At 73.5% G+C, this 24972-nt stretch carries 18 protein-coding genes; 14 read left to right on the top strand and 4 right to left on the bottom strand.

Going from position 1 to position 24972, the window contains the following annotated elements; genetic code table 11:
* The first annotated feature begins 95 nt into the window (after window positions 1-95).
* Window positions 96-392 (top strand): hypothetical protein, encoded by a 297-nt coding sequence (locus tag ACZ61C_RS11700; RefSeq protein ID WP_465305554.1) that lies wholly within the window; start codon window positions 96-98, stop codon window positions 390-392.
* A gap of 65 nt (window positions 393-457) precedes the next feature.
* Here ACZ61C_RS11700 and ACZ61C_RS11695 read toward each other — a convergent pair whose 3' ends face one another.
* Complete coding sequence (locus ACZ61C_RS11695) at window positions 458-1546, bottom strand: mandelate racemase/muconate lactonizing enzyme family protein (RefSeq protein WP_465305552.1); 1089 nt, start codon at window positions 1544-1546, stop codon at window positions 458-460.
* A gap of 412 nt (window positions 1547-1958) precedes the next feature.
* Here ACZ61C_RS11695 and ACZ61C_RS11690 point away from each other — a divergent pair, with 412 nt between their 5' ends.
* The 3 genes from ACZ61C_RS11690 to ACZ61C_RS11680 are packed head-to-tail and all read left to right on the top strand — an operon-like array spanning window position 1959 to window position 4224.
* Window positions 1959-3080, top strand: coding sequence for a S1 family peptidase (locus tag ACZ61C_RS11690; protein ID WP_465305550.1), 1122 nt, complete (start codon window positions 1959-1961; stop codon window positions 3078-3080).
* Window positions 3081-3121: 41 nt separating this feature from the next.
* Entirely contained in the window at window positions 3122-3625 is a 504-nt protein-coding gene (gene tsaA / locus ACZ61C_RS11685) for a tRNA (N6-threonylcarbamoyladenosine(37)-N6)-methyltransferase TrmO (RefSeq protein WP_465305548.1), read from the top strand.
* A gap of 50 nt (window positions 3626-3675) precedes the next feature.
* The gene (locus tag ACZ61C_RS11680) at window positions 3676-4224 is read left to right on the top strand and encodes a dihydrofolate reductase family protein (protein ID WP_465305546.1); all 549 of its coding nucleotides are present in this window, start codon (window positions 3676-3678) and stop codon (window positions 4222-4224) included.
* On the opposite strand, the gene ACZ61C_RS11675 is transcribed toward ACZ61C_RS11680, so the two are convergent.
* Both ACZ61C_RS11675 and ACZ61C_RS11670 read right to left on the bottom strand, forming a co-directional pair.
* Window positions 4221-4811: a TetR/AcrR family transcriptional regulator gene (locus ACZ61C_RS11675; RefSeq protein WP_465305544.1), complete on the bottom strand. Its 591-nt coding sequence runs from the start codon at window positions 4809-4811 to the stop codon at window positions 4221-4223. The genes ACZ61C_RS11680 and ACZ61C_RS11675 overlap by 4 nt on opposite strands.
* 4 nt (window positions 4812-4815) lie before the next feature.
* Entirely contained in the window at window positions 4816-5685 is an 870-nt protein-coding gene (locus ACZ61C_RS11670) for an alpha/beta fold hydrolase (protein ID WP_465305542.1), read from the bottom strand.
* A 288-nt stretch (window positions 5686-5973) separates the two neighbouring features.
* On the opposite strand from ACZ61C_RS11670, the gene ACZ61C_RS11665 reads away from it, so the two are divergent.
* Complete coding sequence (locus ACZ61C_RS11665; protein ID WP_465305540.1) at window positions 5974-6489, top strand: VOC family protein; 516 nt, start codon at window positions 5974-5976, stop codon at window positions 6487-6489.
* Here ACZ61C_RS11665 and ACZ61C_RS11660 read toward each other — a convergent pair.
* On the bottom strand, window positions 6486-6911 hold the full coding sequence (locus tag ACZ61C_RS11660) for a DoxX family protein (RefSeq protein ID WP_465305538.1): 426 nt from the start codon (window positions 6909-6911) through the stop codon (window positions 6486-6488). The genes ACZ61C_RS11665 and ACZ61C_RS11660 overlap by 4 nt on opposite strands.
* A 440-nt stretch (window positions 6912-7351) precedes the next feature.
* On the opposite strand from ACZ61C_RS11660, the gene ACZ61C_RS11655 reads away from it, so the two are divergent.
* From ACZ61C_RS11655 to ACZ61C_RS11615, 9 genes are all read left to right on the top strand, one after another.
* On the top strand, window positions 7352-8110 hold the full coding sequence (locus ACZ61C_RS11655) for an ATP-binding protein (protein WP_465305536.1): 759 nt from the start codon (window positions 7352-7354) through the stop codon (window positions 8108-8110).
* Window positions 8111-8204: 94 nt separating this feature from the next.
* Entirely contained in the window at window positions 8205-8891 is a 687-nt protein-coding gene (locus tag ACZ61C_RS11650) for a TetR/AcrR family transcriptional regulator (protein WP_465305534.1), read from the top strand.
* Window positions 8891-9994, top strand: coding sequence for an FAD-dependent oxidoreductase (locus tag ACZ61C_RS11645; RefSeq protein WP_465305532.1), 1104 nt, complete (start codon window positions 8891-8893; stop codon window positions 9992-9994). The genes ACZ61C_RS11650 and ACZ61C_RS11645 overlap by 1 nt, the downstream gene beginning before the upstream one ends.
* An 11-nt stretch (window positions 9995-10005) precedes the next feature.
* Window positions 10006-10719, top strand: a complete 714-nt coding sequence (locus ACZ61C_RS11640) for an alpha/beta fold hydrolase (protein ID WP_465305529.1) — start codon at window positions 10006-10008, stop codon at window positions 10717-10719.
* A gap of 9 nt (window positions 10720-10728) precedes the next feature.
* The gene (locus tag ACZ61C_RS11635) at window positions 10729-11994 is read left to right on the top strand and encodes a PucR family transcriptional regulator (RefSeq protein WP_465305527.1); all 1266 of its coding nucleotides are present in this window, start codon (window positions 10729-10731) and stop codon (window positions 11992-11994) included.
* A gap of 105 nt (window positions 11995-12099) precedes the next feature.
* A complete protein-coding gene (locus tag ACZ61C_RS11630; RefSeq protein ID WP_465305653.1) occupies window positions 12100-12330 on the top strand; it encodes a hypothetical protein in 231 nt (76 codons plus the stop codon).
* A gap of 404 nt (window positions 12331-12734) precedes the next feature.
* On the top strand, window positions 12735-16172 hold the full coding sequence (locus ACZ61C_RS11625) for a beta-ketoacyl synthase N-terminal-like domain-containing protein (RefSeq protein WP_465305525.1): 3438 nt from the start codon (window positions 12735-12737) through the stop codon (window positions 16170-16172).
* A gap of 66 nt (window positions 16173-16238) precedes the next feature.
* Complete coding sequence (locus ACZ61C_RS11620; protein ID WP_465305523.1) at window positions 16239-19691, top strand: acyl carrier protein; 3453 nt, start codon at window positions 16239-16241, stop codon at window positions 19689-19691.
* Window positions 19688-24964 (top strand): type I polyketide synthase, encoded by a 5277-nt coding sequence (locus tag ACZ61C_RS11615; protein ID WP_465305521.1) that lies wholly within the window; start codon window positions 19688-19690, stop codon window positions 24962-24964. The genes ACZ61C_RS11620 and ACZ61C_RS11615 overlap by 4 nt, the downstream gene beginning before the upstream one ends.
* Window positions 24965-24972 lie beyond the last annotated feature (8 nt).

Here is a 24972-nt window from a genome sequence, read left to right as displayed (position 1 = left end):
CGGTAATTCTTCGGCGCTCCTATGCTCCTTTGTGTCGGGTTTCTCCGCGCTGAGGAGTAGTCATGCGAAGGAAATTGGCGGTTCTCGGGTTCGCTGTGTTTTCGCTGCTGGGACTTTCGGTCGTGCCAGCGGCGGCGGCCGGCGGCGATTTCGCGCCACCCGGCTGCTTCGGCGAGCGCTACGGGATCCTGTTCGGACAGGGGGTTTCGGTCAGCTGTTTCCCCGGCGAGGGGTACGGCTACCGGGTGATCGCCCAGTGTGCCAGTGGCAACGCCTTCTGGTTCGTGGCCGGCGAATTCGTGCCCTACGGATTCGGTCCGGCGGTCGCGGAATGCTCCGGTTCGCTGCTGGTCCCGGCCCGGGTGGTCACTTACCGCGTCGACGAGATCTGATTTCCGCGGCACCGTCCGGCCACCCGGAAAGGGGTGGCCGGGCGCTGCGGTGTCCGCGCAGGGTGTCAAACCGTGCGGCGGTCGTCCATCGCGTCGCGGTCCCAATCGATTCCGAGCCCGGGCGTTTCCGGGGGCACCGCGTGCCCGTTTTCGACCGCCATTTCGGTCCGGGTGATGGCTCGTAGCTGCGGGATGTGCTCGACGTAGCGCCCGTTCGGGATCGCCGCGGCGAGGCTCACGTGCAGTTCCATCAGGAAGTGCGGGCAGACGTCGACGTTGGCCGCCTCGGCGAGGTGGGCGACCTTCAGCCACGGCGTGATGCCGCCGACCCGGGCGACGTCGGGCTGCACGATCGCCGCGGCCCCGTGGTGCAGGTAGTCGTGGAACTGCCCGATCGAGTACAGCGACTCGCCCACGGCGATCGGGACCGGGGTCGACGCTGCGAGCCGGGCGTGCCCGGCCACGTCGTCGGCGGGCAGCGGCTCCTCCAGCCAGAACAGGTCGAGCGGGGCGAACGCGGCGGCCCGGCGGACGGCTTCGGCGGCCGTCATCGACTGGTTCGCGTCCACCATCAGGTCGAACCGCGGCCCGACGGCTTCCCGGACCGCGGTGAGCCGCTCGAGGTCTTCGCTCGGGTCGGGCTTGCCGATCTTCACCTTCACGCCGCCCCATCCGGTGGCCGCGGCGGCCTTCGCGCCCGCGACGAGCTCCTCGGTGCTCAGGTGCAGCCAGCCGCCTTCGGTGTCGTACAACGGAACCCGCGGCCGGAACCCGCCGGCGACACGCCACAGTGGTTCGCCGGCGCGGCGGCACTTGAGGTCCCACAGCGCGGTGTCGACGGCGGCCAGCGCGAGTGCGGTGATCGCGCCGACGGTCGTCGCGCGGGTGGCGGCGAACAGGTCCCGCCAGATCGCCTCGACCAGCCGGGAGTCCCGGCCGACGAGCCGGGGGAGCAGGTGGTCGCGCAGCAGGGCGACGACGGAGCTGCCGCCGGTGCCGATCGTGTAGGAGTAGCCGAGCCCGCTGCCGCCGTCGGCCGTGGTCAGCTCCACGAACACGGTCTCCTGGGACACGAACGCCTGCACGGCGTCGGTCCGCGCCTGCTCGACCTCGACGTCGACGAGAAAGACTTCGGCCCGCGTGACGACAGCCACCGTTCCCCCTGCTCGCAGAATCCTATAGGAAATAGGATCTTGGCCCAGCAGGTCGGCGGCTGTCAACGCCCCGTGCTCGCGGGGGAGGGGACGGTCATGCACGTCTGCTGCCCCGCAGACTCCGGTTCGGGCCGTCGCCGGCGGGCGTGTGCTCTACTTGGTCCAGACCTTTTTACAACGTTGTAAGGAAGGATCGGCACCTCCGGCGCGGCCGAGCGGGACTCGGTCGTGGCTCTCCGCTATGCGCGGAAACCGTTGCGGTGCAGTGCATTCACGTTTTGAGTCCGCAATGGACAGTCGTTCGCCTCCGCGAATAGCGGACAGAAGACCGGACAAATCTGGACCATCCACCCGCCTCATCGCACACTCGGCGAACGGTGTGTTTCTTTCCCCCGGCCTTGGAGGAGTTCCCATGCGTCGAAGAATCGCCCTCGCCCTCGGTGGCGCCGCCGTCCTCACGGTGTCGCTCGCCTCGGCGTCCCTCAGCCCCGCGGTCGCCTCGCCCGGGCTGATCGCCGCCATGCAGCGGGATTTCGGCCTGACCACCGCCCAGGCCGAAGCCCGGCTCGGCCAGGAGGCGACCGCGTCACGCGTGCTGCCGGCCGCCCAGCGCGCGGCCGGTGCGGCGTTCGGCGGCGCGTGGTTCGACCCCGCGCTCGGCAAGCTCGTGGTGGGCGTGACCGACCCGGCCGCGGCCGCCGCCGTCCGGCAGGCCGGCGCCGAACCCACCACCGCCCGGACCAGTGCGGCGAAGCTGGACGCGGCCAAGGCCGCCATCGACGCTTCCGCGAAGGCGTCGCCCGCGCCCGCGGCCGTCAGCGGCTGGCGCGCCGACCCGCGCGCCGGCAGCGTCGTCGTGACGCTGCGCCCGGGCGCGCACGGCGCCGACGTCGACGCCTTCCTCACGAAGGCCCGCGCGGCGGGCCCGGTCACCGTGGCGACCGCGCCGGCGGCCGAGCCGTTCTCGGCCGGCACCGTCGGTGGCGACCCGTACTACATCAACGGCAACACACGCTGCTCGATCGGGTTCTCCGTGCAGGGCGGGTTCGTCAGCGCCGGCCACTGCGGCGGCGCCGGCAGCTCGGTCGTCGGCTGGGACGGCTCGGCGATGGGCACCTTCGCCGGTTCTTCCTTCCCCGGCAACGACTACTCGTTCATCCGCATCGGCAACGGCTGGTGGACCGCCCCGGTCGTGCTCGGCTGGGGCACGGTCAGCGACGCGCTCGTGCGCGGCTCCTGGGTCGCGCCGGCCGGCACGTCGGTGTGCCGCTCGGGCTCCACGACGCACTGGCACTGCGGCGTCGTGGAAGGGCTGAACGAGACCGTCAACTACTCCCAGGGCGCGGTCTACCAGGTGACCCGGACCAACGTCTGCGCCGAGCCCGGCGACTCCGGCGGCTCCTTCATCACCGGTGACCAGGCCCAGGGCGTAACCTCCGGTGGCTGGGGCAACTGCAGCTCCGGCGGCGAGACGTGGTTCCAGCCGGTGAACGAGATCCTGCAGACCTACGGCCTCTCGCTCGTCACGGCGTGACGGCCGCGTGCGGCACCGGTCGGGGATCCTAAGCTGGGCCGATGATCCCGATCGGTGTCGTGCGCACCGCCCGCACGGACCTCGAGCACACCCCCGTCCAGGCCGGTGCCAACCGCGCCGAAGAAGGCACGGTCGAGCTCGACGAGCGGTTCGCCGAAGGCCTGGCCGGCCTGGCCGGGTTCGACTACGCGTGGCTGGTCAGCCTGCTGGACCGGCCCGACCGCCCGGCCGGCGCGCTGACCCAGGTCCCGTTCCTGCTCCGCCGCGAAGGCCGCCGGATGGGCATCTTCGCCACCCGCGGCCCGCGGCGGCCGAACCCGATCGGGTTCAGCCTGGTCCGGATCCTCGAAGTCCGCGGCGCCACGATCCGGTTCGCCGGGGTCGACCTGCTCGACGGCACCCCGATCCTCGACGTCAAGCCGTACGTGACGCGGTTCGACCGGCCGCCCGGCGAGCCCGCGTGCGGCTGGTTCGACACGGTCGCCGTCGCCGAGGGGACGACTCCCGCGCAGCTGAGCGATGAATCCGGGGGCCGGCCCGAGTAGGTACCGGTGAGGCCGCGCCAGAGGGCGCGCCACGACCACCGGGAGTTGTCATGAGCGTGACCGTCGTCGAGTTCGTCACCGTGGACGGCGTTGTGGAGGATCCCGACGGCTCCGGCGGCACGGCCACCGGCGGCTGGGCGTTCCGGCACGGCCCCGAGGCCGTCGCCGGCGACAAGTTCCGGCTGGGCCGGCTGCTCGAAACCGGGACGCTGCTGCTCGGCCGGTCCACCTGGGAGCTGTTCTCGAAGCTCTGGCCGGAGCGCACGGACGAGTTCTCGCAGCGGATGAACTCGATCCCGAAGCTGGTGGCCTCCCGCACGCTGACCGACGTAGGTGCGTGGCAGAACTCCTCGCTGCTGCAAGGAGAGCTCGTCGACGAGGTGACGCGCGGGGAGCGCGACCTGATCGTCATCGGGTCGGTCGGGATCGCGCAGCTGCTGGCCCGCCGCGGCCTGGTCGACGAGTACCGCCTGCTCGTCTTCCCGAGCGTGGTGGGGGAAGGCCGGCGGCTGTTCGACGGCTCGGCGTCCGCCGACCTGCGGCTGGTGTCGAGCACCCAGGTGGGCCCGGCGGTGCTCACCACCTACCGGACGCGCTAGGTCCGCAGCAGGCTCGCGAACCAGCCGGCCAGCACCTGCTGGACTTCGGCGCGCGTGCGTGCGGGGTCGTCGGCCGAGGCGATCATCCTGGCCGCCTCCATCACCGCGCTGAGCACGAGCTGGGCCAGGGTCCGGACGGGCGTTTCGACGATCAGCCCGTCCGCCCTGGCCTGCTCCAGGACACCGGTGATAAGGCCGAGGCCGTACTCCGCCTCGATTTCGCGCCACACGTCCCAGCCCAGCACGGCGGGCGCGTCGGTCAGCGAGATGCGCTGGACCTCGTCGCGCAGGCAGGCGTCGAGGAACGCACCCAGGCCGAGGGTCATCCCGGTCAGCGGGTCCGGTCCCTGGGCGAACGCGACCTCGACCTCTTCGGTCAGCTCGCGTTCCAGCTCCTCGACGACGGCGCGGAACAAGCCCTGCTTGTCGGCGTAGTGGTGGTACAGCGCGCCGCGGGTGACCCCGGCCGCGCGGGTGATCTCGTCGGCCGGGACGGCCTGGTAACCGCGGGCGGCGAACAGCTCGCGCGCGGCGGCGACCAGGGCGGCCTTGGTGCCGGTGGAACGGTCCTGCTGGGTACGACGCACCCGCCTAATCTGCCATGACACCCGCGAACTCGACGACGTGGCGGGCCAGCACCGCGGGCTGGTCCTCGGACAGGAACGTGTAGGCGTCGGCGACTTCGACGAGCTTCGCGTCCGGCAGCAGCGCGGCGAGCCGGTGGGCCAGCCGGATCGGGAACAGCTTGTCCTCGGCCGCCCAGGCCAGCAGCACCGGCCGGTCGAACGTGCGCAGGGCTTCGGCGGCGGCCAGGGTGTGGCGCGGGTGCACGTCCCGCAGGAGCTTGCGCAGGTCGCGGCGCACGCCGGCCGACTTCCGCAGCGGGGACAGGTACGCCTGCGCGACGGCGTCGGGCAGCGGCCGTTTCACCACCCAGCCGAACAGCAGCGGCAGCGGGTGGAGCGCGCGGATCCGCAGCAGCTGGCCGAGCACCGCCATCGAACCGGGGATCCGGGCGATCGGCGGCAGCGCCTTGAAGATCGGCGGGAAGAAGTACTCGAAGCAGTCGGACGGCGTGAGCACGACCCGCCCGACCCGCTCCGGCCGGCGGCTGAGCAGCACCTGCGTCAGCGCGCCGCCGGTGTCGTTCGCGACGAGCGTGACGTCACGCAGGTCGAGCGCGTCGAGGAAGTCCGCGATCAGGTCGGCGTTGCCGGGTACGGAGAGGTCGGCGTCCGCGCGCATCGGGAGGTCGTGCGCCCCGAGCGGCAGGTCGGGCGCCAGGCACCGGAACCCGGCCGCGGCGACGTCGGGCACGACCTTCCGCCACAGCTCGGCGTTCGTCAGCACGCCGTGGACGAACACGACCGGGGCGCCGGCGCCCCGCTCGAAGTACCGCACCTCGCCGGCGGGCAGCCGGACGCGGTGCTCCTGACCGAGGGATTCGCTGCGTGGCGTCATGCTTGCCAGGTTACATACATGCCGTATGTATGTAAATGAGTGCGGTGGCACCCCGGACTTGGCTTCGGGGAAAGGTCGGATCCGGGGGCCACCGCCCGCGGGACGGCTGACACGACGTCCTGCGGTTTCCCCACCCTACGAACCGGCGGGCCGCCGGACCAGGCCTCGATGCGGTGTCGAAGGTTTGTCGCCCGGACGGTCGGCGGACCCACTGAGAGTGGGTTGACCGGCTCGGTGCACGCGCCTAGCCTGGAAGTTGAAACTTCAATCGATTGGGCACTGGAGCCGATGTCGATCTTCCGCCTGAACCACGCCGTGCTGTACGTCCGGAACCTGGCCGAGAGTGTCGCGTTCTACCGCGACCTGCTGGGCTTCGACTACATCGACGGCGGTGACGCGCACCGCGGCGCGGCTTTCCTGCGCGCGCCCGGCTCGACCAACGACCACGACCTCGGCCTCTTCGAACTCGGCTCGGAGGCCGCGGACTCGGGCGCCGGGCGGACGTCGGTGGGGCTGTACCACCTCGCGTGGGAGGTCGACACCCTCGGCGACCTCGAGCGGATCGCCGGCCGGCTCGAAGCGGCCGGCGCGCTCGTCGGCTCGTCCGACCACGGCACCACGAAGTCGTTGTACGCCAAGGATCCCAGCGGGCTCGAGTTCGAGGTCGTCTGGATCATCCCCCGCGAGCTGCTGACCGACGAGGACCGCGCCAAGGGCGGCGGCATCGGCCGGCTCGACCTCGCGGGGGAGCTGGCGAAGTACGGGCCCGACGCACGCAGCGGCGTCGGGATCTCCCGTCCTTAAGCGGTGACGCGGGTTCCCGTCCGCTGCGAACTCCGTTGCAGGGCGGGAAGATTGCTCAGCGCGAAGCGGCCGGGACCGACAAACGCGACGACCAGCAGGGCCCAGCAGAAGAGGGTGGCCGCTTCGCCGCCGTTCTGGATCGGCAGCAGCCCGTCGGGCAGGTGGGCGGTGAAGTAGGCGAAGGCCATCGAGCCGGAGCCGAGCACGGCGGCGTACCGGGTGCCGAGGCCGACGCAGACCAGGGCGCCGCAGACGAGCTGGATGACCGCGGCCCACCAGCCGGGCCACACGCCGACCGCGGCGGCCGCCTTCGCGCCGAACAGGCCGAAGAGCGTTTTCAAGCCGTGGCAGGCGAACAGGAAGCCGATGACGATGCGGTAGAGCCCGATGACGTGTTCACGGGCGGGGTCCAGGCGGTGCATGGTGCCTCCGGTGACGGGGGGCGGGCGGCATCGAACCGGCCGGGGGAGTCCGGCCGGCCACTGCGGATCGGGTCGTTTCAGATATACCGCCCGCCCGGCGTCACCACACCCCTTCGAAAGTCGTTTCGGGAAATTCCCTAGTAATTGCCTAACGTGCAGCATGTGTTCCGCAGATGACCGCCCAGCGGGAACTCTCCATTGCAGGGAAACGAGAAACCGCCGGACGGGTGATCCTGGAAATCGTGGTCCAGACCAGTTAGGGAACTGGTCCGGGTTTCGGCGATGTTTCCGATTCTTTTCGCCCGGGTGCGCGACCGGTAAGCGTTCGGCGGTATCAGCTCGCTCGCGGGCTCGGAACGGGTGCGCCACCGGCCTGTACGCCCGCCTCCCGGACGGCTAGCGTGTGCGCGTGGAACAACGGCGCCACCCAGCCGGTCCTCGTGGCTGACGGCATCGAGCTCCGGCTGCGGACCCGGGCCTCGAGCGCGCTGGTGACGATCACCGGGGAGCTCGATCTCACCGGGTACCCCTTCCTGCGCGACGGCCTCCTGAAGATCGGCGCCGACGCCCCGCCCGGGCTCGTCGCCGACATCGACGGCCTGGAGCTGGGCGGCCGCCCGCCCGCCGTGTTCCCGTTCGTCGCCCGGCGGCTCGAGGAGTGGCCGGGCATCCCCATGGCGCTGGTCACCCGGCAGGCCGGGCACCTGCGGGCGTTCGCCAACTACGGCGTGGGCCGGTTCGTGCCCGTGCACGCGGACGTCGAAGCCGCCGAAGCCGCGCTGCCGAACCGGATTCGCCGGCGGGCCGAGCGGACGCTGGCCCGCGGCGAACCCGGCATCGCGCAGGCCCGGGCCTTCGTGCGCGACCAGGCCCGCGAATGGAGCGTGCCCGCCCTCGAATACGACGGGACGCTCATCGCGGCCGAGCTCGCTGACAACGCGTCCCGGCACACGTCGTCCGAACCGCGGCTGCGGCTCGAGCTCCGCCAGGACCTGCTGACCATCGCCGTCGCTGACGACGACCCGCGCCCGGCCGTCCTGGTCGAGCGGCCGGACATCCTGGAGCCCGGGCTGGGGCTGCGGATCGTCGCCCAGACCGCCCGGGCGTGGGGGAGCAGCACCCGCTGGGCGGGCGGCAAGGTCGTCTGGGCGGTCCTGGCCCTGCCGGAACGCCGCCGGCCGCACTCGATCGGGCCCTGATTCAGCAGAGAAGGAACCCGGCCTGTGACCTGACTCATACGAACATGTTCGCTCCGAACGTGCTCGTGACGAACATGTTCGTTATGGTGGAGGCATGGCTCCGGACAGCACCTACAACCGCCGCGAGCGCCCGGCGAAACCGGCGTTGACGCGCGAAGGCATCGTGACGACCGCCGTCGCCGTGATGCGGGCCGAAGGCGTCGAGCGCGTGACCATGCGCCGGCTCGCCAAGGAGCTCGACACCGGGGCCGCGTCGCTCTACGTCTACGTCAAGGACACCGAAGAACTGCACGCCGCGGTGCTCGACGAGCTGCTCGCCGAGGTCGACCTCGGCGGCGCGGGGGACTGGCGCGAACGGCTGTGGGCCGTGCTGAATTCCTACCGGTCGGTGCTGTTCGCGAACCCGAGCCTGGCCCGCGTCGCACTCGTCACCCGGCTCAGCGGGCCGCACTACCTGACCCTCGTCGAAGCGGTGCTCGCGCTGCTCGACGAAGGCGGCATGGCGTCGGGGCAGGCCGCCTGGGCGGTCGACGTCCTGCTGCTGACGGCCACCGCGACCGCCGCCGAGAACGGCGGTCGCCGGGAGAAGCCGGGCGCCGACCGCGAGCACGAGGACATGGTCGGCTCGCTGACCACCGCGTCCCCGGCCACCCATCCGCACATCGCCGCGCTGGCTGCCGACCTGGTGTCCGGCCCCGGCCCCGCCCGCTCGCGGTGGGCGTTCGACGCGCTGCTCAACGGCGCGTTCGCCACTCCGCGTCCCGAACCCGAGGAGTCCTGATGTCTTCCGTCACCATCGTCGGCGGCGGCCTGGGTGGTCTCACCCTCGCCCGCGTCCTGCACACCCGCGGGATCACGGCGACCGTCTACGAGCTCGACGCGTCCCCGACCGCCCGCGACCAGGGCGGCACGCTCGACCTGCACGAAGAGTCCGGCCTGCGTGCGCTGGCCGAAGCCGGCCTGACCGAGGAGTTCCGCGCGGTCGCCCGCGAAGAGGGCGAGGCGCTGCGGATCCTCGACCGGCACGGTGTCGTCCGGTTCGAGGAGACCGCCGAAGAGAGCGGGGGCACCCGGCCGGAGGTGGACCGCGGGGAGCTCAAGCGGATCCTGGTCGAGTCGCTGCCACCCGGCGTCGTCCGCTGGGGCACCAAGGTGACCGCGGTGGCGCCCGGCTCGATCACCCTGGACACCGGCGAAGTCGTCGAGTCCGGCCTGGTCGTCGGCGCGGACGGCGCGTGGTCGAAGGTCCGGCCGCTGCTGTCGGAGGCGGCGCCGGTCTACTCCGGGCTCTCCTTCGTCGAGGCTCATCTGTCCGATGTGGACACCCGGCACCCGGCCGCGGCGGAGCTCGTGGGCTCGGGCTCGATGTTCGCGCTGGCCGGCGGGAAGGGCCTGATCGCCCAGCGCAACGGCGGCGGCCGGATCCGCGTGTACGCCGCCGTGAAGACCGAGGACCCCGCCGCGGTGACCGGCCTGGCCGACCGCGCCCGGCTGCTCGAGGTCTTCGCCGACTTCGAGGCCGGGCTGCGGGCGCTCATCGTGGACAGTGACGACGGCCTGGTCCCGCGCCCGATCCACGCTCTGCCGGTCGGCCACCGCTGGGATCGGGTGCCGGGCGTGACGCTGCTCGGCGACGCCGCGCACCTGATGTCGCCGTTCGCCGGCGAAGGCGCGAACCTCGCCATGCTCGACGCCACCGAGCTGGCCCTGGCGCTGGCCGGGCACGACAACGTCGAAAGCGCTCTCTCGGCCTACGAAAACGCGCTGTTCCCGCGTGCGGAAGAAGCGGCCCGCGACTCGGCGGACAACCTCGAAGCCTGCTTCCGGCCGGACGCGCCCGCCGCGATGGTCGACCAGATGCTGGCCCACGCCGCCCACCACTGAAAGGCGCCACGATGACTCGCACGTTGTCTCCCCACCCCGGACTGGACATCTCCCTCGTCGACACCGGAAGCGGCACCCGGACCGTGCTGGCGCTGCACGGCGGCGCCGGCCCGCGGGGCGTCGAACCGATCGTCGAGCACTTCGCACCGGACTCGCGCGTGCTCGCTCCGACCCACCCGGGCTGGGCCGGCACCCCGCGGCCGGACTGGTTCACCGGGGTCGACGACCTCGCCGTCACCTACCTCGACCTCCTCGACGACGAAGACCTCTCCGACGTCGTCGTGGTCGGCAGCTCCTTCGGCGGCTGGGTCGCGTCCGAAATGGCCGTTCGCGACCGCGGCCGGCGTCTCGGCGCGCTGGTCGTCCTCGACGGCATCGGCCCGGAGATCGAGGAGCAGCCGGTGCGGATGCCGGCGCCGCCGCCCGGCGCGCCCGGCCCGTCGGCCGACGACATGGCCGCGCTGCGGGCCTACGCCGGCCCCGCGGTCGCCGACCCGAAGCTGCTGCGGCGGCTGGCCCGGGTCCGGATCCCGGCGCTGCTGGTCTGGGGCGCGGACGACGTCGTCGTCCCGCCGGCGTTCGGCAAGGCGTACGCGGCCGCGTTCCCCGCCGCGCGGTTCGAGGTCGTCGAGGGCGCCGGGCACATGCCCCACCTGCAGGCTCCGGCCGAAACGTTCGGCTTGATCGACGAGTTCCTCGGCCGCGGTGAATCGATCACCCCTTAGGGTGGCTCCATGGTGGACGAAGAACTCGTCTCGGAGCGGATCCGGCAGATCGCCGCCACGCTGGCGGACCGGGCGGCCGAGCTGACCGGCGAGCTGGTGCAGCTCTACGCGAACGACCTGCCGCAGCTGGTCAACGACGACGAGCGCATGGTGAGCCTGCTGTCGGCGAGCGTCTACCAGAACATCGAAACCGCGCTGCAGATCTTCCGGCACGGCATCGACCCCGCGACCGTCGAGCCGCCGGCCGCGGCCATGGAGTACGCGCGGCGGCTGGCGCAGCGCGGCACGCCGGTGTTCGACCTGATCCGCGCGTACGACCTCGGACAGGCCGCGATGCTCGACTTCGGGTTCCAGGAGTGCACCCGACTGGTCGACGACGCGGCCCTGCTCGGGGCCATGATGCGCCGGCTGCTGAAGGTCGCCTACGAGTTCATCACCCGGGTGGTCCGCCAGCTCGTGAGCGTCTACCAGGACGAACGCGACCGGTGGCTGCTCAACCGGAGCGCCGCGCGGGCGGCGAAGGTGCAGGACCTGCTCGGGGACGGCGGCGGGCCGGTCGACGTCGACGCGGCGGAGGCGCTGATCGGCTACCGCCTGCGCGGCACGCACGTGGGGATGATCGTCTGGCACGCGGCGGAGGGCCACGCCGGTGACGCGCTGTCGGTGCTGGAGTCGGTCGCCGGCGCGGTGCTCGACCGCGTCCAGGGGCAGGGCCGGCCGCTGTTCGTGCCCCGCGACGAAGCCGGCGCGTGGGTGTGGCTCCCGCTCGCCGCGGGCGCGTCGGTTCGCCGCGAACACCTCGACGCGGCGCTCGAGCAGGCCGAACCCGGGGTGCGCGTGACCGTCGGTGACCCCGGCACGGGCGTCGACGGCTTCCGCGACACCCACCAGCAGGCCCGCCGGGTGCACGCGCTGGCGCTCGCGGCCGGCGAGCACTGCGACCGCGTGCTGACCTTCCGGGACGTCGGCACGGTGGCCCTGATGACGAGCGACCTGAACGCGGCCCGGCTGTGGGTCGCGAGCACCCTCGGCCCGCTGGGCGCCGACGACGAGAACTGCGCCCGGCTGCGCGAGACCCTGCGCGTCTTCCTGGCGACCGGCGGCAGCTACACCGCGGCCGCGGCCGAGCTGACGATGCACAAGAACTCCGTGCAGTACCGCGTCCGCAAGGCGCAGGAGCTGCTGCCGCGCGGGCTCGCGGAGGGCCGCCTGGACGTCGAGCTGGCCCTGAACCTGTGCCGCCGGCTGGGCGCGGCGGTGCTGGCCGCGGCCTGACGTTTGGTATCCGCAGACCACCCCGGCCCAAGATCGTTGGGTCGGGAGCACGAAGCCGGGCTCGGCCGTTCGGCCTATCTTTCGGCTATGGGTGAAAACGGTGGAATGCTCGCGCTGGTGCGGCTACGCCGAGGCGTCGTCGGCGAGAGCAGACGAGTCTGTCACCTGATCCCCGTCCCGTCGGGCCCGGTGCCGGAGCACCTGACGGCCCTGTGCGGCGAGGCGATCCACCCGGGCGAGGCCGAGGTCCTGGACGGGGTGCGCGGGATGCCGTGTCACGCGTGCCTGCTCGAGAGCTCGCCGTCGGGACCGGGCCTGCTGGCCAACGCCGGTTAGCGCGGGCCCCACGGCTTCGGCGCCGGATGGCGCGGATTCGGCGCGCGCTGAATCGATTTTGCGAATGGCCGCGCCGAAACAATGCGCTGATCCTTGGTCGGTGAATATCCGACCGAGTCATCTCGAGCGCCCGTTACGTGGGGTAGTCACCCGAATGTCCACAGTGGCCGTTCGAGGGGGACAGCGGGCACTGGGAGTGTGGATCACGTGGGAAACTGCTACCTCCGGCCCGGGATCGATGGGCCATTCGGTGCAACTCTGCGGATTGCGTATCCCACTTCGGCTTCGTGACCCTTAACCTGGCGTGATTCTTCGTCATGAATCGCACTGGGGAGTGAGATGAAGTCGACTTCACCGCCGTGGTTTTCGCGCGCCCATTCGCCTTCGGGAGCCGACGCCGAGCGATGACGCGAGCCGGCTGCATCAGACGTTTTGCAGGAATCGTCCGGCATTCGCCCGAGCGGATCGCGGTGCTCGAGCACGACTCGGCGGTGAGCTACGCCCGGCTGGCCGGACTGGCCGGCGGGCACGCCGCGCGGCTGCTCGACGCCGGGGTCCGGCCGGGGGAGTTCGTCGGCCTGCTCACCGGCCACGGCACCGCCACGATCGCCGCGATCCTGGGCACCCTGTCCGCCGGGTGCGCCTACGTCCCGCTGGACCCGACGTTCCCGCGGGACCGGCTCGCCAACCAGGTCACGGCGGCGCGCGTGTCGGCCGTGCTCGCCGATCCCGAGCACGCCGACCTCGCGGAAGCTCTGTGCCGCAACGGGTCCGCGCGGGTCGTCCGGTCCGGGCCGGACACCGCGCCGCTGCCGGTGCCCGACCCGGACCCCGACGCGCCGGCCTACGTGCTGTTCACCTCCGGGTCCACCGGCCCGCCCAAGGCGGTCGCGCAGACCCACCGCAACCTGTTGCACGTCGTGGACAACCAGATCACGACCCTCGCCGTGACCGCCGCCGACCGGCTCAGCCTGCTGGCCTCGTTCGGCTTCGACGCGGCGATCCCCGACCTGTACCCGGCGCTGCTGACCGGCGCGACCGTCGTGCCGGTCGACGTCCGCGCCCACGGCGTGGCCCACGCGGCGCGTGAGCTCGTGCGGCACGAGGTGACCGTCTACCACTCGACCCCGACGGTCTACCGCCACCTCCTCGACGCCTTCGACGGCGACCTGCCCTCGGTGCGGACCGTCCTCCTGGGTGGTGAGCAGGCCACCTACGCCGACGTCCGCCGCGGCCGGTTCGCCGCTGGTTGTGTGTACGTCAACGGTTACGGCGCGACCGAGGTGACCTTCGCCGCGCAGCACCGGCTGACCGCGGCCGACGTCGGCCCGGACGCGACCGGCCCGCTGCCGATCGGCGCCGCCCTGCCCGGGTACACCCTCACCGTGCTCGACGGCGGCGAGCTCGAGGTCAGCGGCCGGTACCTGGTCGACGGCTACTTCGGCCGGCCGAGCCCGGCCTTCGCCACCACCGCCGACGGCGTCCGCAGCTACCGCACCGGCGACCTCGGGCAGGTGCGGCCGGACGGCGCGCTCGTCTGCCTCGGCCGGCTGGACCGCCAGGTGAAGGTGCGCGGGTTCCGGGTCGAACTGACCGAGATCGAGGCCCGGCTGGGTGAGCTGCCCGGTGTGGCCGAAGCGCGGGCGATCGTCCGCGACGGTGAACTGCTCGCCTACGTGGTCCCCGGGCCGGACGCGCGTCTGGACGGGCGAGCGTTGCGCACCACGCTGGCCGAAGCCCTGCCCGCCCACGCGGTGCCGAACGCCGTGACCACCGTCCCGGCGTTCCCGCTCACCGTCACCGGGAAGCTCGACGAGGAAGCGCTTCCGGATCCGCGGCCGCCCGCGCCGGTCCCGGCCGAGCCGATGACACCGGCCGAGCGCCGGGTGCACACGATCTGGTGCGCGGTGCTGGGGCACGACCGCATCGGCACCGGGGACGCGTTCTTCGACGTCGGCGGGCATTCCCTGCTGCTGGGCCGGGTCCAGCAGCGGCTGGCGGCGGAGTTCGATGTGGACGTCCCGCTGCTCGGCCTGCTGGAACACCCGACGATCGCGGCACAGGCCGGCTACCTCGAACAGTCCACTTCGGACGCACCGCGAGCTGTCGCCGGGACCGGCGACGAGGACGAGCCGGGCAGCGACCTGATCGCCGTGGTCGGGCTCGCCTGCCGCTTTCCCGGGGCGCCGGACGCGGCCGCGTTCTGGTGGAACCTCTGCGCCGGCGTCGACTCGATCCACGACTACACCGACGACGAGCTCGCCGCGCTCGGCATCGGTCCCGGCCTGCGCGCGGATCCCGCGCACGTCCGCGCCGGCGGCCGTCTCGACGGCATCGAAGACTTCGACGCGGCCTTTTTCGGCTTCACCGAAGAAGAAGCGGCCCGGACCGACCCGCAGCACCGCCTGTTCCTCGAGACGGCTTGGCGGGCGCTGGAGGACGCGGGCCGCGACCCGGCGCGGGAACACGGCCCGGTCGGGGTGTTCACCTCCGCTGGGGTGAACCGGTACTTCCTCTTCCACCTGTTCGGCAACCCGGCCGTGACCGGCGACGTGGACCCCGACGACTGGGAGGGCCGGCTCCTCGGCCGCCAGCTCACCGACCACCTGCCCGGCCAGGTCGCCTACCGGCTCGGGCTGACCGGGCCCGCGGTGGCCGTCCAAAGTGCCTGCTCCAGCTCGCTCGCCGCGGTCGGGCTCGCCGCGCAGAGCCTCGCCGAGTACCGCTGCGACCTCGCGCTCGCGGGCGGCGTCAGCATCACGTGGCCGCGGTACCGCGCGGGCGGGATGGCGTCGCCGGACGGCCGGTGCCGCTCGTTCGACGTCGCGGCCGACGGCGCCGGGTTCGGCTCCGGCGCCGGGGTCGTCGTGCTGCGGCGGCTGTCCGACGCGCTCGCCGACCGGGACCACATCCACGCCGTGCTGCCCGGCTGGGCGATGACCAACGACGGCGCCGAGCGCGCCGGGTACGCCGTGCCGGGGCCGGCGGGCCAGGCGGCCGCCGTCGCCGAGGCGCTGGCCGTGGCCGAGGTCGACCCGGCCGACGTCCGGCTGATCGAGGCGCACGGCAGCGGCACCCCGCTGGGGGACGCCATCGAGGTCGCCGCGCTGAACCGGGTGTACCGGGACGTCCCGGCCGGCACGTGCGCGCTCGGCTCGGTCAAGACGAACATCGGGCACCTCGACGCGGCCGCCGGGGTGGCGGGCCTGCTCAAGACCGTGCTTTCCGTGCGCCACGGCGTGATCCCGCCCAGCCTGCACTTCACCGCGCCGCACCCGGAGGCCGACCTGGCCGGCGGGCCCTGTTACGTGCCGGTCAAGGCGATCGACTGGCCGGACGCGCCGCGCCGGGTCGCCGGGGTCAGCGCATTCGGGCTGGGCGGCACGAACGTCCACGTGGTCGTCGAGGAGGCGCCGGCCGCCGGGCCGCGGGTCACCGCCGACGGCCCGCACGTCCTGCCGGTGTCCGCGCGCGACGCCGAATCCTTGCGCGAAACGCTTTCCGCGCTGCGAGAGCGGCTCGCCGCCGACCCGCCCGAGCTCGCCGACGTCGCCTACACGCTCGCGGTCGGCCGCCGGGAGTTCGCCTGCCGCGCCGCCGTGGTCGCGACGACCGCGGCGGAAGCGGTCGACGCGCTCGACACCCTCCTGACCGGCGACGACAACCTGGCCGGACCGCCCGGCGCGGCCCGGGAGCTCGCCGCCCGCTGGCTCGGCGGCGACACCGTCGACTGGGCCGCCCGCCACGACGGCGCGGAGCCGGGCCGGGTGCCGCTGCCCGGGCACCCGTTCCACCGCGGCAGGTTCTGGATCGACCCGCCGGTCCCGGGTGACCACCCGTGATCCGCACGCTTCACCGTCCGGCCGCCACCGCGGTCCCGGGCCGCACACCGAACTGGGGAGTTCACCGTGACCGACACGCTGCCCTTCGCGGGCATCCACGGCCCGTCACTGTCCTGTCCGGACACCACGGTCGCCGGCCTGGTCCTGGCGCAGGCCGCACGGACGCCGGACGCGCTCGCCGTCCGGCAGGGCGAAAGCCGGCTCACCTACGCTGAGCTCGTCGCCGCGGCCTGGGGCGTGGCGGCGGCCCTGCGCGAGCGTGGCGCCGGCCCGGAGACCCGGGTCGGGGTGTGTGCCCACCGGCGGCCCGCGCTGGTGCCCACCGTGCTCGGGGTGCTGCTGGCCGGCGGCTGTTACGTCCCGCTCGACCCGGGCGGGCCGCGGGCCCGGCTGACCACGATCACCGCCGACGCCGGGGTCTCGCTCGTGATCGGGGACGCCGCCGTCGCCGAATTTGTTGCGGTGGCAGGGATCGAGGCGCTCGACGTCCCGCCGCCCGCGGCGCCCGGCAGCTGCCCGGCCGGTCCGGAGAACACCGCGCACGTGCTCTACACGTCCGGCTCGACCGGCCGGCCGAAGGGCGTGCTGACCAGCCACCGCAACGTCGTCGCGTTCATCACCGGGTTCGCGGACCGGCTCGGGGTCGGCCCGGGAACGCGGGTGCTCGGCATTTCGTCGCTCGGGTTCGACGCCTTCACGATGGACGTCTTCGTGCCGCTGGCCGTCGGCGGGTCCGTGCAGCTGGCCGGTTCGGCCGACCGGGCCGACCCGGAACGGCTGCGCCGTTTCGTCGTCGAACACGACGTCGACTGGGGGTTCATCACACCGACGTTGCTGTCGCTGCTCGACCCGGCGGACGTGCCCGGCTGGCGGGTCGTGGCCTGCGGTGGTGAGCCGGTGCCCGCCGAGCTGGCCGCCCGCTGGCTGCCCGGCCGCCGGTTCTTCCACGTCTACGGCCCGACCGAGACGACGGTCGTGGTGGTCACCGACGAGGTGACCGGGCTGCCGGCCGACCCGCTGCCGCTCGGCACCCCGACGCCGAACCACCGCGCGCACATTGTCGACGACCACCTGCGGCCGGTGCCGCCGGGTGAGCTCGGCGAGTTGCTCATCGGCGGTCCCGGCGTGGCCGCGGGGTATCTCGGCAGCCCGGAGCTGACCGCGCGGAAGTTCGTCGACGACCCGCACGAGCCGGGGGAGCGGGCCTACCGCACCGGCGACCTGGCCCGGCTGCGGCCGGACGGCCGGCTCGAGTTCGCCGGGCGGGCCGACCGGCAGGTCAAGGTGCGCGGGCAGCGGATCGAGCTGGGCGAGGTCGAAGCCGCGCTCGCCACGCACCCGGGGGTCGACGCCGTCGCGGTCGAAGCCGTGCCCGGCCCCGGCGGCACCCGGCTGGTGGCGTTCCTCGCCCCGGCGTCGGCACCGTCCGATGAGGACATCCGCGCGCACGCCGGGGACCGGCTCACCGAGGCGATGCGCCCGGCGGTGATCCGGCGGTTCGCCACGCTGCCGATCAACACCGTGACCGGCAAAGTCGACCGGCCCGCGCTGCGCGCCCTCGCGGACACCCCGGTCGAGTTCGCGCCCGAGCCCGCGTCTCCCGTGGCCCGGGTGTGGCGGCAGGTGCTCGGCGCGGCCGCCGGACCGGACTTCCTCCTGGCCGGCGGCGACTCGATCGCCGCGATGCGCCTGGTCGCGGCCCTGCGCTCGGAGCTGGCCGCCGACGTCTCCGTCGAGGACGTCTTCGCCGGGCGGACCCTCACCGGGCTCGAACGGCGAGTGGCTGCGGCCGCTCCGCTCACCGGACCGGGCCTGACGACCGGGCACGCGCCGGTGTTGTCCCCGCCGCAGCGTCGGCTGTGGTTCCTCGACCAGCTCGCCCCCGACGCCGCGCCCTACAACATCACCATGGCGTTCCGGCTGTCCGGCCCGCTGGAGGTCGGCGCGCTGCGGACGGCGTTGCGGGCGGTCGCCGAACGGCACGACGTGCTGCGCTGGCGGATCCGCCCGGTCGACGGTGTGCCGCGCGCGGAATGCCTGCCGGTCGACGACGTTCCGGTGCCGATGACCAGCCTGACCGAGCCCTTCCTCGCCGACCGGCTGGCCGTCGACGCGGCGACACCGCTTCACCTCGACCGCGAGCCGCCGTGGCGGGTCCGGCTCTACCAGCTCGGCCCGGATGACCACGTCCTCGGCTTCACGCTGCACCACGCCGTGTTCGACGGCTGGTCACAGGAGCTGCTCTGCGCCGATCTCGCGGCCGCCTATCGCGGCGAGGAACTACCGCCGCTCCCGGCGTCCTATGCGGACTACGCGGCATGGCGTGCGGACCGGGACTGCCGCCGGGAAGCCGTGGACCTCGCCTGGTGGACCGAGCACCTGTCCGGTGCGCCGTCCACAGTGGACCTTCCGCGGGACCGGCCGCGTCCCGCCGTGCAGACCTACCGTGGCGCGAGTGTGCACCAGGCGTTCCCGGAGGGAGCCGCCGACGCCGTCCGGGACCTCGCCGCGCGCACCGGGACCACCCGGGCCGGGGTGCTGCTGGCGGCGTTCGGGCAGCTGCTGCGCCGGCTCACCGGTGGGGACGACCACCTGGTCGCCACCGTCGTCGCCGACCGGCAGCTGCCCGAGACCCAGCACCTCGCCGGGTTCTTCGTGGACATCCTGCCGGTGCGGTTGCGGGCGGACGACAACGCGGACTTCGCCACGCACGCCCGGCGCGGCGGGGCCGAGCTGCTGGCCGCGACCGCGCACCCGGCGGCGTCGCTCGAGAAGCTGGTGGAGGCGCTGGGCGTCGGCCGGGACCCCGCACAAGCCCCGCTGGTGCAGGTGATGGTGAACATCCTGACCTTCACCGAGCCGCGCCTGGACCTGCCCGGCGTGCGGGCCGGGTGGCTGCCCGTCGCCAAGCCGGGCTCGCCGTTCGACCTGACCGTCTACGTCCTCGGCGACGGCGTCGAGCTGCTCTACAACCCCGACCTGTTCGACGCCGTCCGGATGACCGCGTTCGCCGCGGACTACGCGGACCTGCTCGCCGGGCTGGCCGCCGCGCCGGACCGGCCGGTCGGGACCTGCCTGCCCGCGACCCCGCGGCCCTCGGTGCGCACCGCCGCGCCGGACGCGATGACCCGCGCGCGGCCGGCGCCCGCTCCGGAGGTCACCGACGTCGCCGTGCTCGCCGCCGCCGAGGCGGTGATCGCGCAGGCCTGGCGGGAGGTGCTCGGCGTCGGAAGCGTGGGTGTCACCGACAACTTCTTCGACGTCGGCGGCCATTCGCTCGCCCTGATGAAGGTGCACGCCCTGCTCACCGACCGGCTCGGCCGCCGCATCCCGGTCGTCGAGCTGTTCAGCCACCCCACCGTCCGCGCCCTGGCGGCCTACCTGCACGCCCGGCCCGGAACCAGCCCCGAACTGGCCCGCGCCGCCGAGCGTGTCGCCGCCCGCCGGGGACGCACGCCGTCCAGAAGACCCCGCCGCAGTGCCGGCACGACCGGCCAGGAACAGGAGCCAGCCCAGTGACCCACGACCCCGAACCCGGCGCCGAGCCGATCGCCATCGTCGGGATGGCCGCCCGTGTCCCGGGCGCCGGTGACCTCCGGCAGTTCTGGCGCAACCTCGTCGACGGTGTCGAGTCCATCAAGCCGGCCGGCCGCGAGGAGCTGCTGGCCCGCGGCGCCGACCCGGCCACTTTGGACGATCCGAGCTGGGTCAACGCGACCACGGTGGTCGACGGCTTCGACGAGTTCGACGCCGAGCTGTTCGGCATGACCAGCCGTGAAGCCGAGATCACCGACCCGCAGCACCGCGTCTTCCTCGAAGCCTGCCACTCGGCGCTGACCGACGGCGGGTACGACCCGGCCCGCTACCGCGGCGCGATCGGGGTCTACGGCGGCACCGGGCGGACCGGTTACCTGATCGAGAACCTGCTGCGCAACAAGCGCGTGATGGCGTCGCAGCACGGCGGCATCGGGATGTCGACCGGCAACCAGCCGAGCTACTTGACCACGTCGGTGTCCTACAAGCTGAACCTGCGCGGCCCGAGCCTGGCGCTGCACACGGCGTGCTCGACGTCGCTGGTCGCGGTGCACCTGGCGTGCGAAGCCCTGCGCAACGGCGAGTGCGACATGGCGCTGGCCGGCGGGGTGAACCTGGAGATGCCCCACGGCATCGGGTACATGGGCGTCGAGGGCTTCACCTCGCCGGACGGGCACGTGCGCGCGTTCGACGCGGGCGCCAACGGCACGGTGTGGAGCAGCGGCGTCGGCGTGGTGCTGGTCAAGCGGCTGGCGCAGGCGCTCGAAGACGGCGACCACATCCGGGGGGTGGTGCTGGGCAACGCGATCAACAACGACGGCGCCACGAAGGTCGGCTTCTCGGCGCCGAGCGTCGCCGGGCAGACCGAGGCGATCGCGCAGGCGGTCGGCATGGCCGGGGTCGACCCGCGCACCATCGGCTACGTCGAGGCGCACGGCACCGGGACCGCGCTGGGCGACCCGATCGAGGTCACCGCACTGTCCACTGTGTACGGCCACGGCGTGCCGGACACCGGTTGGTGCGCCCTCGGCTCGGTGAAGTCGAACATCGGCCACCTGTCCCAGGCCGCCGGCGTCGTCGCGCTGATCAAGACCGTGCTGATGATGGAACACGGGCTCATCCCGCCGACCATCAACTACGCCGAGCCGAACCCGGGCATCGACTTCCCGCGCAGCCCGTTCTACCCCGCGCGGACCGTGACGAAGTGGGAGGCGGCCCAGAACCCGCGGCGGGCCGGCGTCAGCTCGTTCGGGGTCGGTGGCACCAACGCGCACGTCGTGCTGGAGGAGGCCCCGGCGCCACAGCGCACCCGCCGCCCGCACCCGGCGCACCTGCTGCGCGTCTCCGCCAAGACCGGGGAAGCGCTGTCCGCCGCGGTCGAGCGGCTCGCCGACCGGCTGGCCGGGGACGTCGACCTCGACCTCGCCGACGTCGCGCACACCCTCGCGGCCGGCCGCACCGAGTACCCGCACCGCGCGGCCGTGGTCGTCCGGGACCCGGAGGACGCGGTCGACGGCCTGCGCGACGCACGCCGTCTGGGCACGGCGCAGGCCGACGAGCTCAAGGTGGCGTTCCTGTTCTCCGGGCAGGGTTCGCAGTACGCGGGGATGGGCGCCGAGCTGTACCGCTCCGAGCCGGTGTTCACCGCGGCCGTCGACGAGTGCTGCGAGCTCGCCGGGATGCCGGGCCTGAAGGAGCTGGTCTTCGACCGCGGCGGGGACGCCGCGCTGCGGGAGACGCGGTTCACCCAGCCCGCACTGTTCGTCCTCGAGTACGCGCTCGCGAAGCTGTGGCAGAGCTGGGGTGTGCGGCCCGGCGCGATGATCGGGCACTCCGTCGGGGAGTACGTCGCCGCGACCGTGGCCGGGGTGTTCGGCCTGGCCGACGCGCTGCGGCTGGTCGTCCGGCGCGGTGAGCTGATGCAGGCGGTGCCCGCCGGGGCGATGCTCGCCGTCCAGCTCGACGAAGAGGCCGTCGCGAAGCGGCTGCCCGAGGGGCTCGCGATCGCCGGGGTCAACGGCCCGGGCACCTGCGTGGTCGCCGGGCCACCGGACGCCGTGGCGGACTTCGCCGCGCTGCTCAAGGCGAGTGACGTCCAATGCCGCGAGCTGGTGACGTCGCACGCGTTCCACTCGCCGATGATGGACCCGATCCTGGCGGAGTTCACCGAAGCCGTCGCCGCGGTGCCGCGGTCGGCGCCCACCCTGCCATTCCTGTCGAACCTCACCGGGGACTGGATCACCGACGCCCAGGCCACCGACCCGGGGTACTGGGCCGCGCACCTGCGGCAGGCGGTCCGGTTCGGCGACTGCGTGCGGACGCTGTTCGCCGGCGGCGAGCGGTGGGCCCTCGTCGAGTGCGGCCCGGGCCACCAGCTCGCCGGGCTGGCCCGCGGCCAGGTGCCGAAGGGCCTGCCCGCGCCGCAGCCGAGCCTGCCGGGGCGCACCGAGCGGGAGGGTGACGTCGAAACGCTGTACGCGGCGGCCGGTCTCTTGTGGACACACGGCATCGCCGTGGACTCCCTGGCGCCCGGCTCGCGGGTGCCGCTGCCGGGGTATCCCTACGCGCGCAAACGGTTCTGGGTCGACCCCGACCCGGCGGGCGCGGTGGTCGAGCCGGTGGGGCCGAGCGGGCCGTCGCCCCTCGACGAGTGGTTCGCCGTGCCGTCGTGGCGCCAGGCCGGTCCGGAGCTGCGGCGCGAGCCGTTCGGGTCGTGCCTGGCGTTTGTCGACGACGACGTGCTGCCCGGCCTGCTGCGGGACGCCGGGGTTGTGGTCACCGAGGTCCGGCCGGGCGCGGAGTTCACCGTCACCGGAACCGGCTTCACCGTCCGGCCCGGGGTCCGTGAGGACTACGACGCCCTGGTCACCGCGCTCGGCGTCCGGCCGGAGCGGATCGTGCACGCGTGGACGCTCGGCGGCGCCGAGACCGGCATGGCCGCCCAGGACCGCGGGTTCTTCAGCGTCCTCACCCTGGTCCAGGCCTGGGGCGAGCCGGTGCGGATCGACCTGCTGAGCAGCGGGACCGCCGACGTCACCGGCACCGGCCTGACCCGGCCCGAGCACATGACGCTCGCGGGCATCGCGCGGGTGCTGCCGCTGGAGGTCCCCGGCACGGTGGTGCGGCGGATCGACACCGGCGCCGTGTCCGCCGAGGTCGTCACCGAGCTGTTCGCCCCGGCGGACGCACCGGCCGAGGTGGCGCTGAGCGCCGGCCGCCGTTGGGTCCTCGAACACACGCAGCTCACCGTCCCCGAAGTGGCGACGCCGGTGCTGCGGGACGGCGGGCGGTACCTCATCACCGGCGGGACCGGCGGCATCGGCGTCACCCTGGCCGAGGACTTCGCCCTGCGCGTCCGGGCGAAGCTGATCCTGCTGACCCGCGGTGGTCTGCCGCCGCGGGAGGAGTGGGACGCCCACCTGGCCGCATCCGGCGGCGCTGACCGGGCCGGGCGCGCGATGCTCGCGATCCGGCGGATGGAGGCCGCCGGCGCGGTGGTGCACGTGCTCGCCGTCGACGTCACCGACCCGGCGCGGCTGCGGGAGGTCCGCGAGCTGGCCGAGCGCGAGTTCGGCGGGCTCGACGGCATCGTGCACGCGGCCGGGCTGCCCGGCGGCGGCGTCGCGGAGGTCAAGGAGCGGGCGGCCGCCGAAGCGGTGCTCGCCCCGAAGATCGCGGGCACCCTGGCGCTGGCCGAGGTGTTCGCCGACCGGCCGATGGACTTCGTCGCGCTGTGCTCGTCGGTCACCGCGGTGTCCGGCGACTTCGGGCAGGTGGACTACTGCGCGGCCAACAACTTCCTCGACGCCTACGCCCGCGGTGACCACGGCTGGCGGGCCCGGGTCGTCGCGCACGACTGGGGCGGCTGGGACGAGGTCGGCATGGCCGCCGAGGTCGCCGCGCCGACCGCGATCCGCTCCACCCGCACCCGGGCGGACGGCCCGGTCACCCACCCGGTGCTGACCACCCGCACGGGCGATGGCTGCCACGGGCTGGTTTCGGCGGCCGGGCACTGGCTGCTCGACGAGCACCGGATCGCCGGAGTCCCGGTCGTGCCGGGCACGGGACACCTGGAGACCGTCCGCGCCGCGGTCGAGGCGACGCTGCCGAAACCGGCCGACGGCCACGTCGTCGAACTGCGCGACGTCGCTTTCCTGGAGCCGTTCTCGGTGCCCGAGGGCACGGTCGCGGAGTACCGGGTGAACTTCGACGGTGACGGCTTCACGGTGACCAGCCGCGCGGCCGGGGTGACCAAGGTGCACGTCCGCGGCTCCGCCGGCTGGGTCCCGGCCGCGCCGGTGTCCACTGTGGACCTCGACGCCGTGCGCGCCCGGACGAGCGTGCTCGACGACGGCAACGCCTTCGGCACCGGCCGGACCAGCATGGTCACCTTCGGCCCGCGCTGGGCCGCACTGCGCACCCACCACGTCGGCGAGCTCGAAGAACTGGCATCCCTCGTCGCGCCGGTCTTCGACACCGGCTGGGGGCTGCACCCGGCGTTGCTCGACGTCGCGACGGCGTTCGGCCGCGGCCGGGGGAGCGGCACCTACCTGCCGATGAGCTACGGCCGGGTGGTGGTGCACCACGCGCTCCCGGCGAGCTTCCACAGCCACCTGCGCTACCGCGACGGCGGCGGTGACCAGGTGATCGCCGCGGACCTGACCCTGTGCGGCGACGACGGCCGCGTGCTGGTCGAGATCGAGGACTTCGTGCTGCGCCGGGTGGACGAAGGCGCGGTCAGCGGCGGACTCGCGGCGCCCGCGGCGAAGTCCACTGTGGACTCGGCCGGGATCCGGCCGGTCGACGGCGCCGAGGCGTTCCTGCGCGCGCTGACGCCCGGCCTCGGCGGCCAGGTCGTGATCAGCACCCGCCCGGTGCGGGAGCTGTTCGCCCGCCGGGTGACCGCGGAGTCGCTGGAAGAGACCGACGTCGCCGAGCCGGTCGTGCCGCAGTCCGAGGACGACTACGTCGCCCCGCGCACGGATCTCGAAGCGGAGATCGCCCGGCAGTGGGCCGAAGTCCTGGGCGTCGAGCGCATCGGCATCCACGACGACTTCTTCGCCCTCGGCGGCAACTCGCTCGTCGCCATCCAGCTGATCGCGCAGGTCCGCAAGACCACCGGCGCCCGGCTGGCGATGAAGACGCTGTTCGAATCCTCCACGGTGGCCGCCCTGGTCGAGCGGATCGAGGAGCTGCGCGCCGGCGCCGCACCCGCCGCCGAACCCGCCCCGGCCGCCATCCCCAAGCTCGAGCGCTGAAGCAGGAG

The organism is Amycolatopsis sp. NPDC104587, from assembly GCF_055583645.1.
The sequence above is the reverse complement of the archived record's forward strand: the minus strand, read 5'-3'. Positions and strand labels throughout refer to the sequence as shown.

Excerpts from the sequence above, each read along its gene's own strand:
- ACZ61C_RS11690 (WP_465305550.1), top strand. The coding sequence starts at position 1,959 with ATGCGTCGAAGAATCGCCCTCGCCCTCGGTGGCGCCGCCGTCCTCACG.
- tsaA (WP_465305548.1), top strand. The coding sequence starts at position 3,122 with ATGATCCCGATCGGTGTCGTGCGCACCGCCCGCACGGACCTCGAGCAC.
- ACZ61C_RS11680 (WP_465305546.1), top strand. The coding sequence starts at position 3,676 with ATGAGCGTGACCGTCGTCGAGTTCGTCACCGTGGACGGCGTTGTGGAG.
- ACZ61C_RS11670 (WP_465305542.1), bottom strand. The coding sequence starts at position 5,685 with ATGACGCCACGCAGCGAATCCCTCGGTCAGGAGCACCGCGTCCGGCTG.
- ACZ61C_RS11665 (WP_465305540.1), top strand. The coding sequence starts at position 5,974 with ATGTCGATCTTCCGCCTGAACCACGCCGTGCTGTACGTCCGGAACCTG.
- ACZ61C_RS11660 (WP_465305538.1), bottom strand. The coding sequence starts at position 6,911 with ATGCACCGCCTGGACCCCGCCCGTGAACACGTCATCGGGCTCTACCGC.
- ACZ61C_RS11650 (WP_465305534.1), top strand. The coding sequence starts at position 8,205 with ATGGCTCCGGACAGCACCTACAACCGCCGCGAGCGCCCGGCGAAACCG.
- ACZ61C_RS11645 (WP_465305532.1), top strand. The coding sequence starts at position 8,891 with ATGTCTTCCGTCACCATCGTCGGCGGCGGCCTGGGTGGTCTCACCCTC.
- ACZ61C_RS11640 (WP_465305529.1), top strand. The coding sequence starts at position 10,006 with ATGACTCGCACGTTGTCTCCCCACCCCGGACTGGACATCTCCCTCGTC.
- ACZ61C_RS11635 (WP_465305527.1), top strand. The coding sequence starts at position 10,729 with ATGGTGGACGAAGAACTCGTCTCGGAGCGGATCCGGCAGATCGCCGCC.
- ACZ61C_RS11630 (WP_465305653.1), top strand. The coding sequence starts at position 12,100 with ATGCTCGCGCTGGTGCGGCTACGCCGAGGCGTCGTCGGCGAGAGCAGA.
- ACZ61C_RS11625 (WP_465305525.1), top strand. The coding sequence starts at position 12,735 with ATGACGCGAGCCGGCTGCATCAGACGTTTTGCAGGAATCGTCCGGCAT.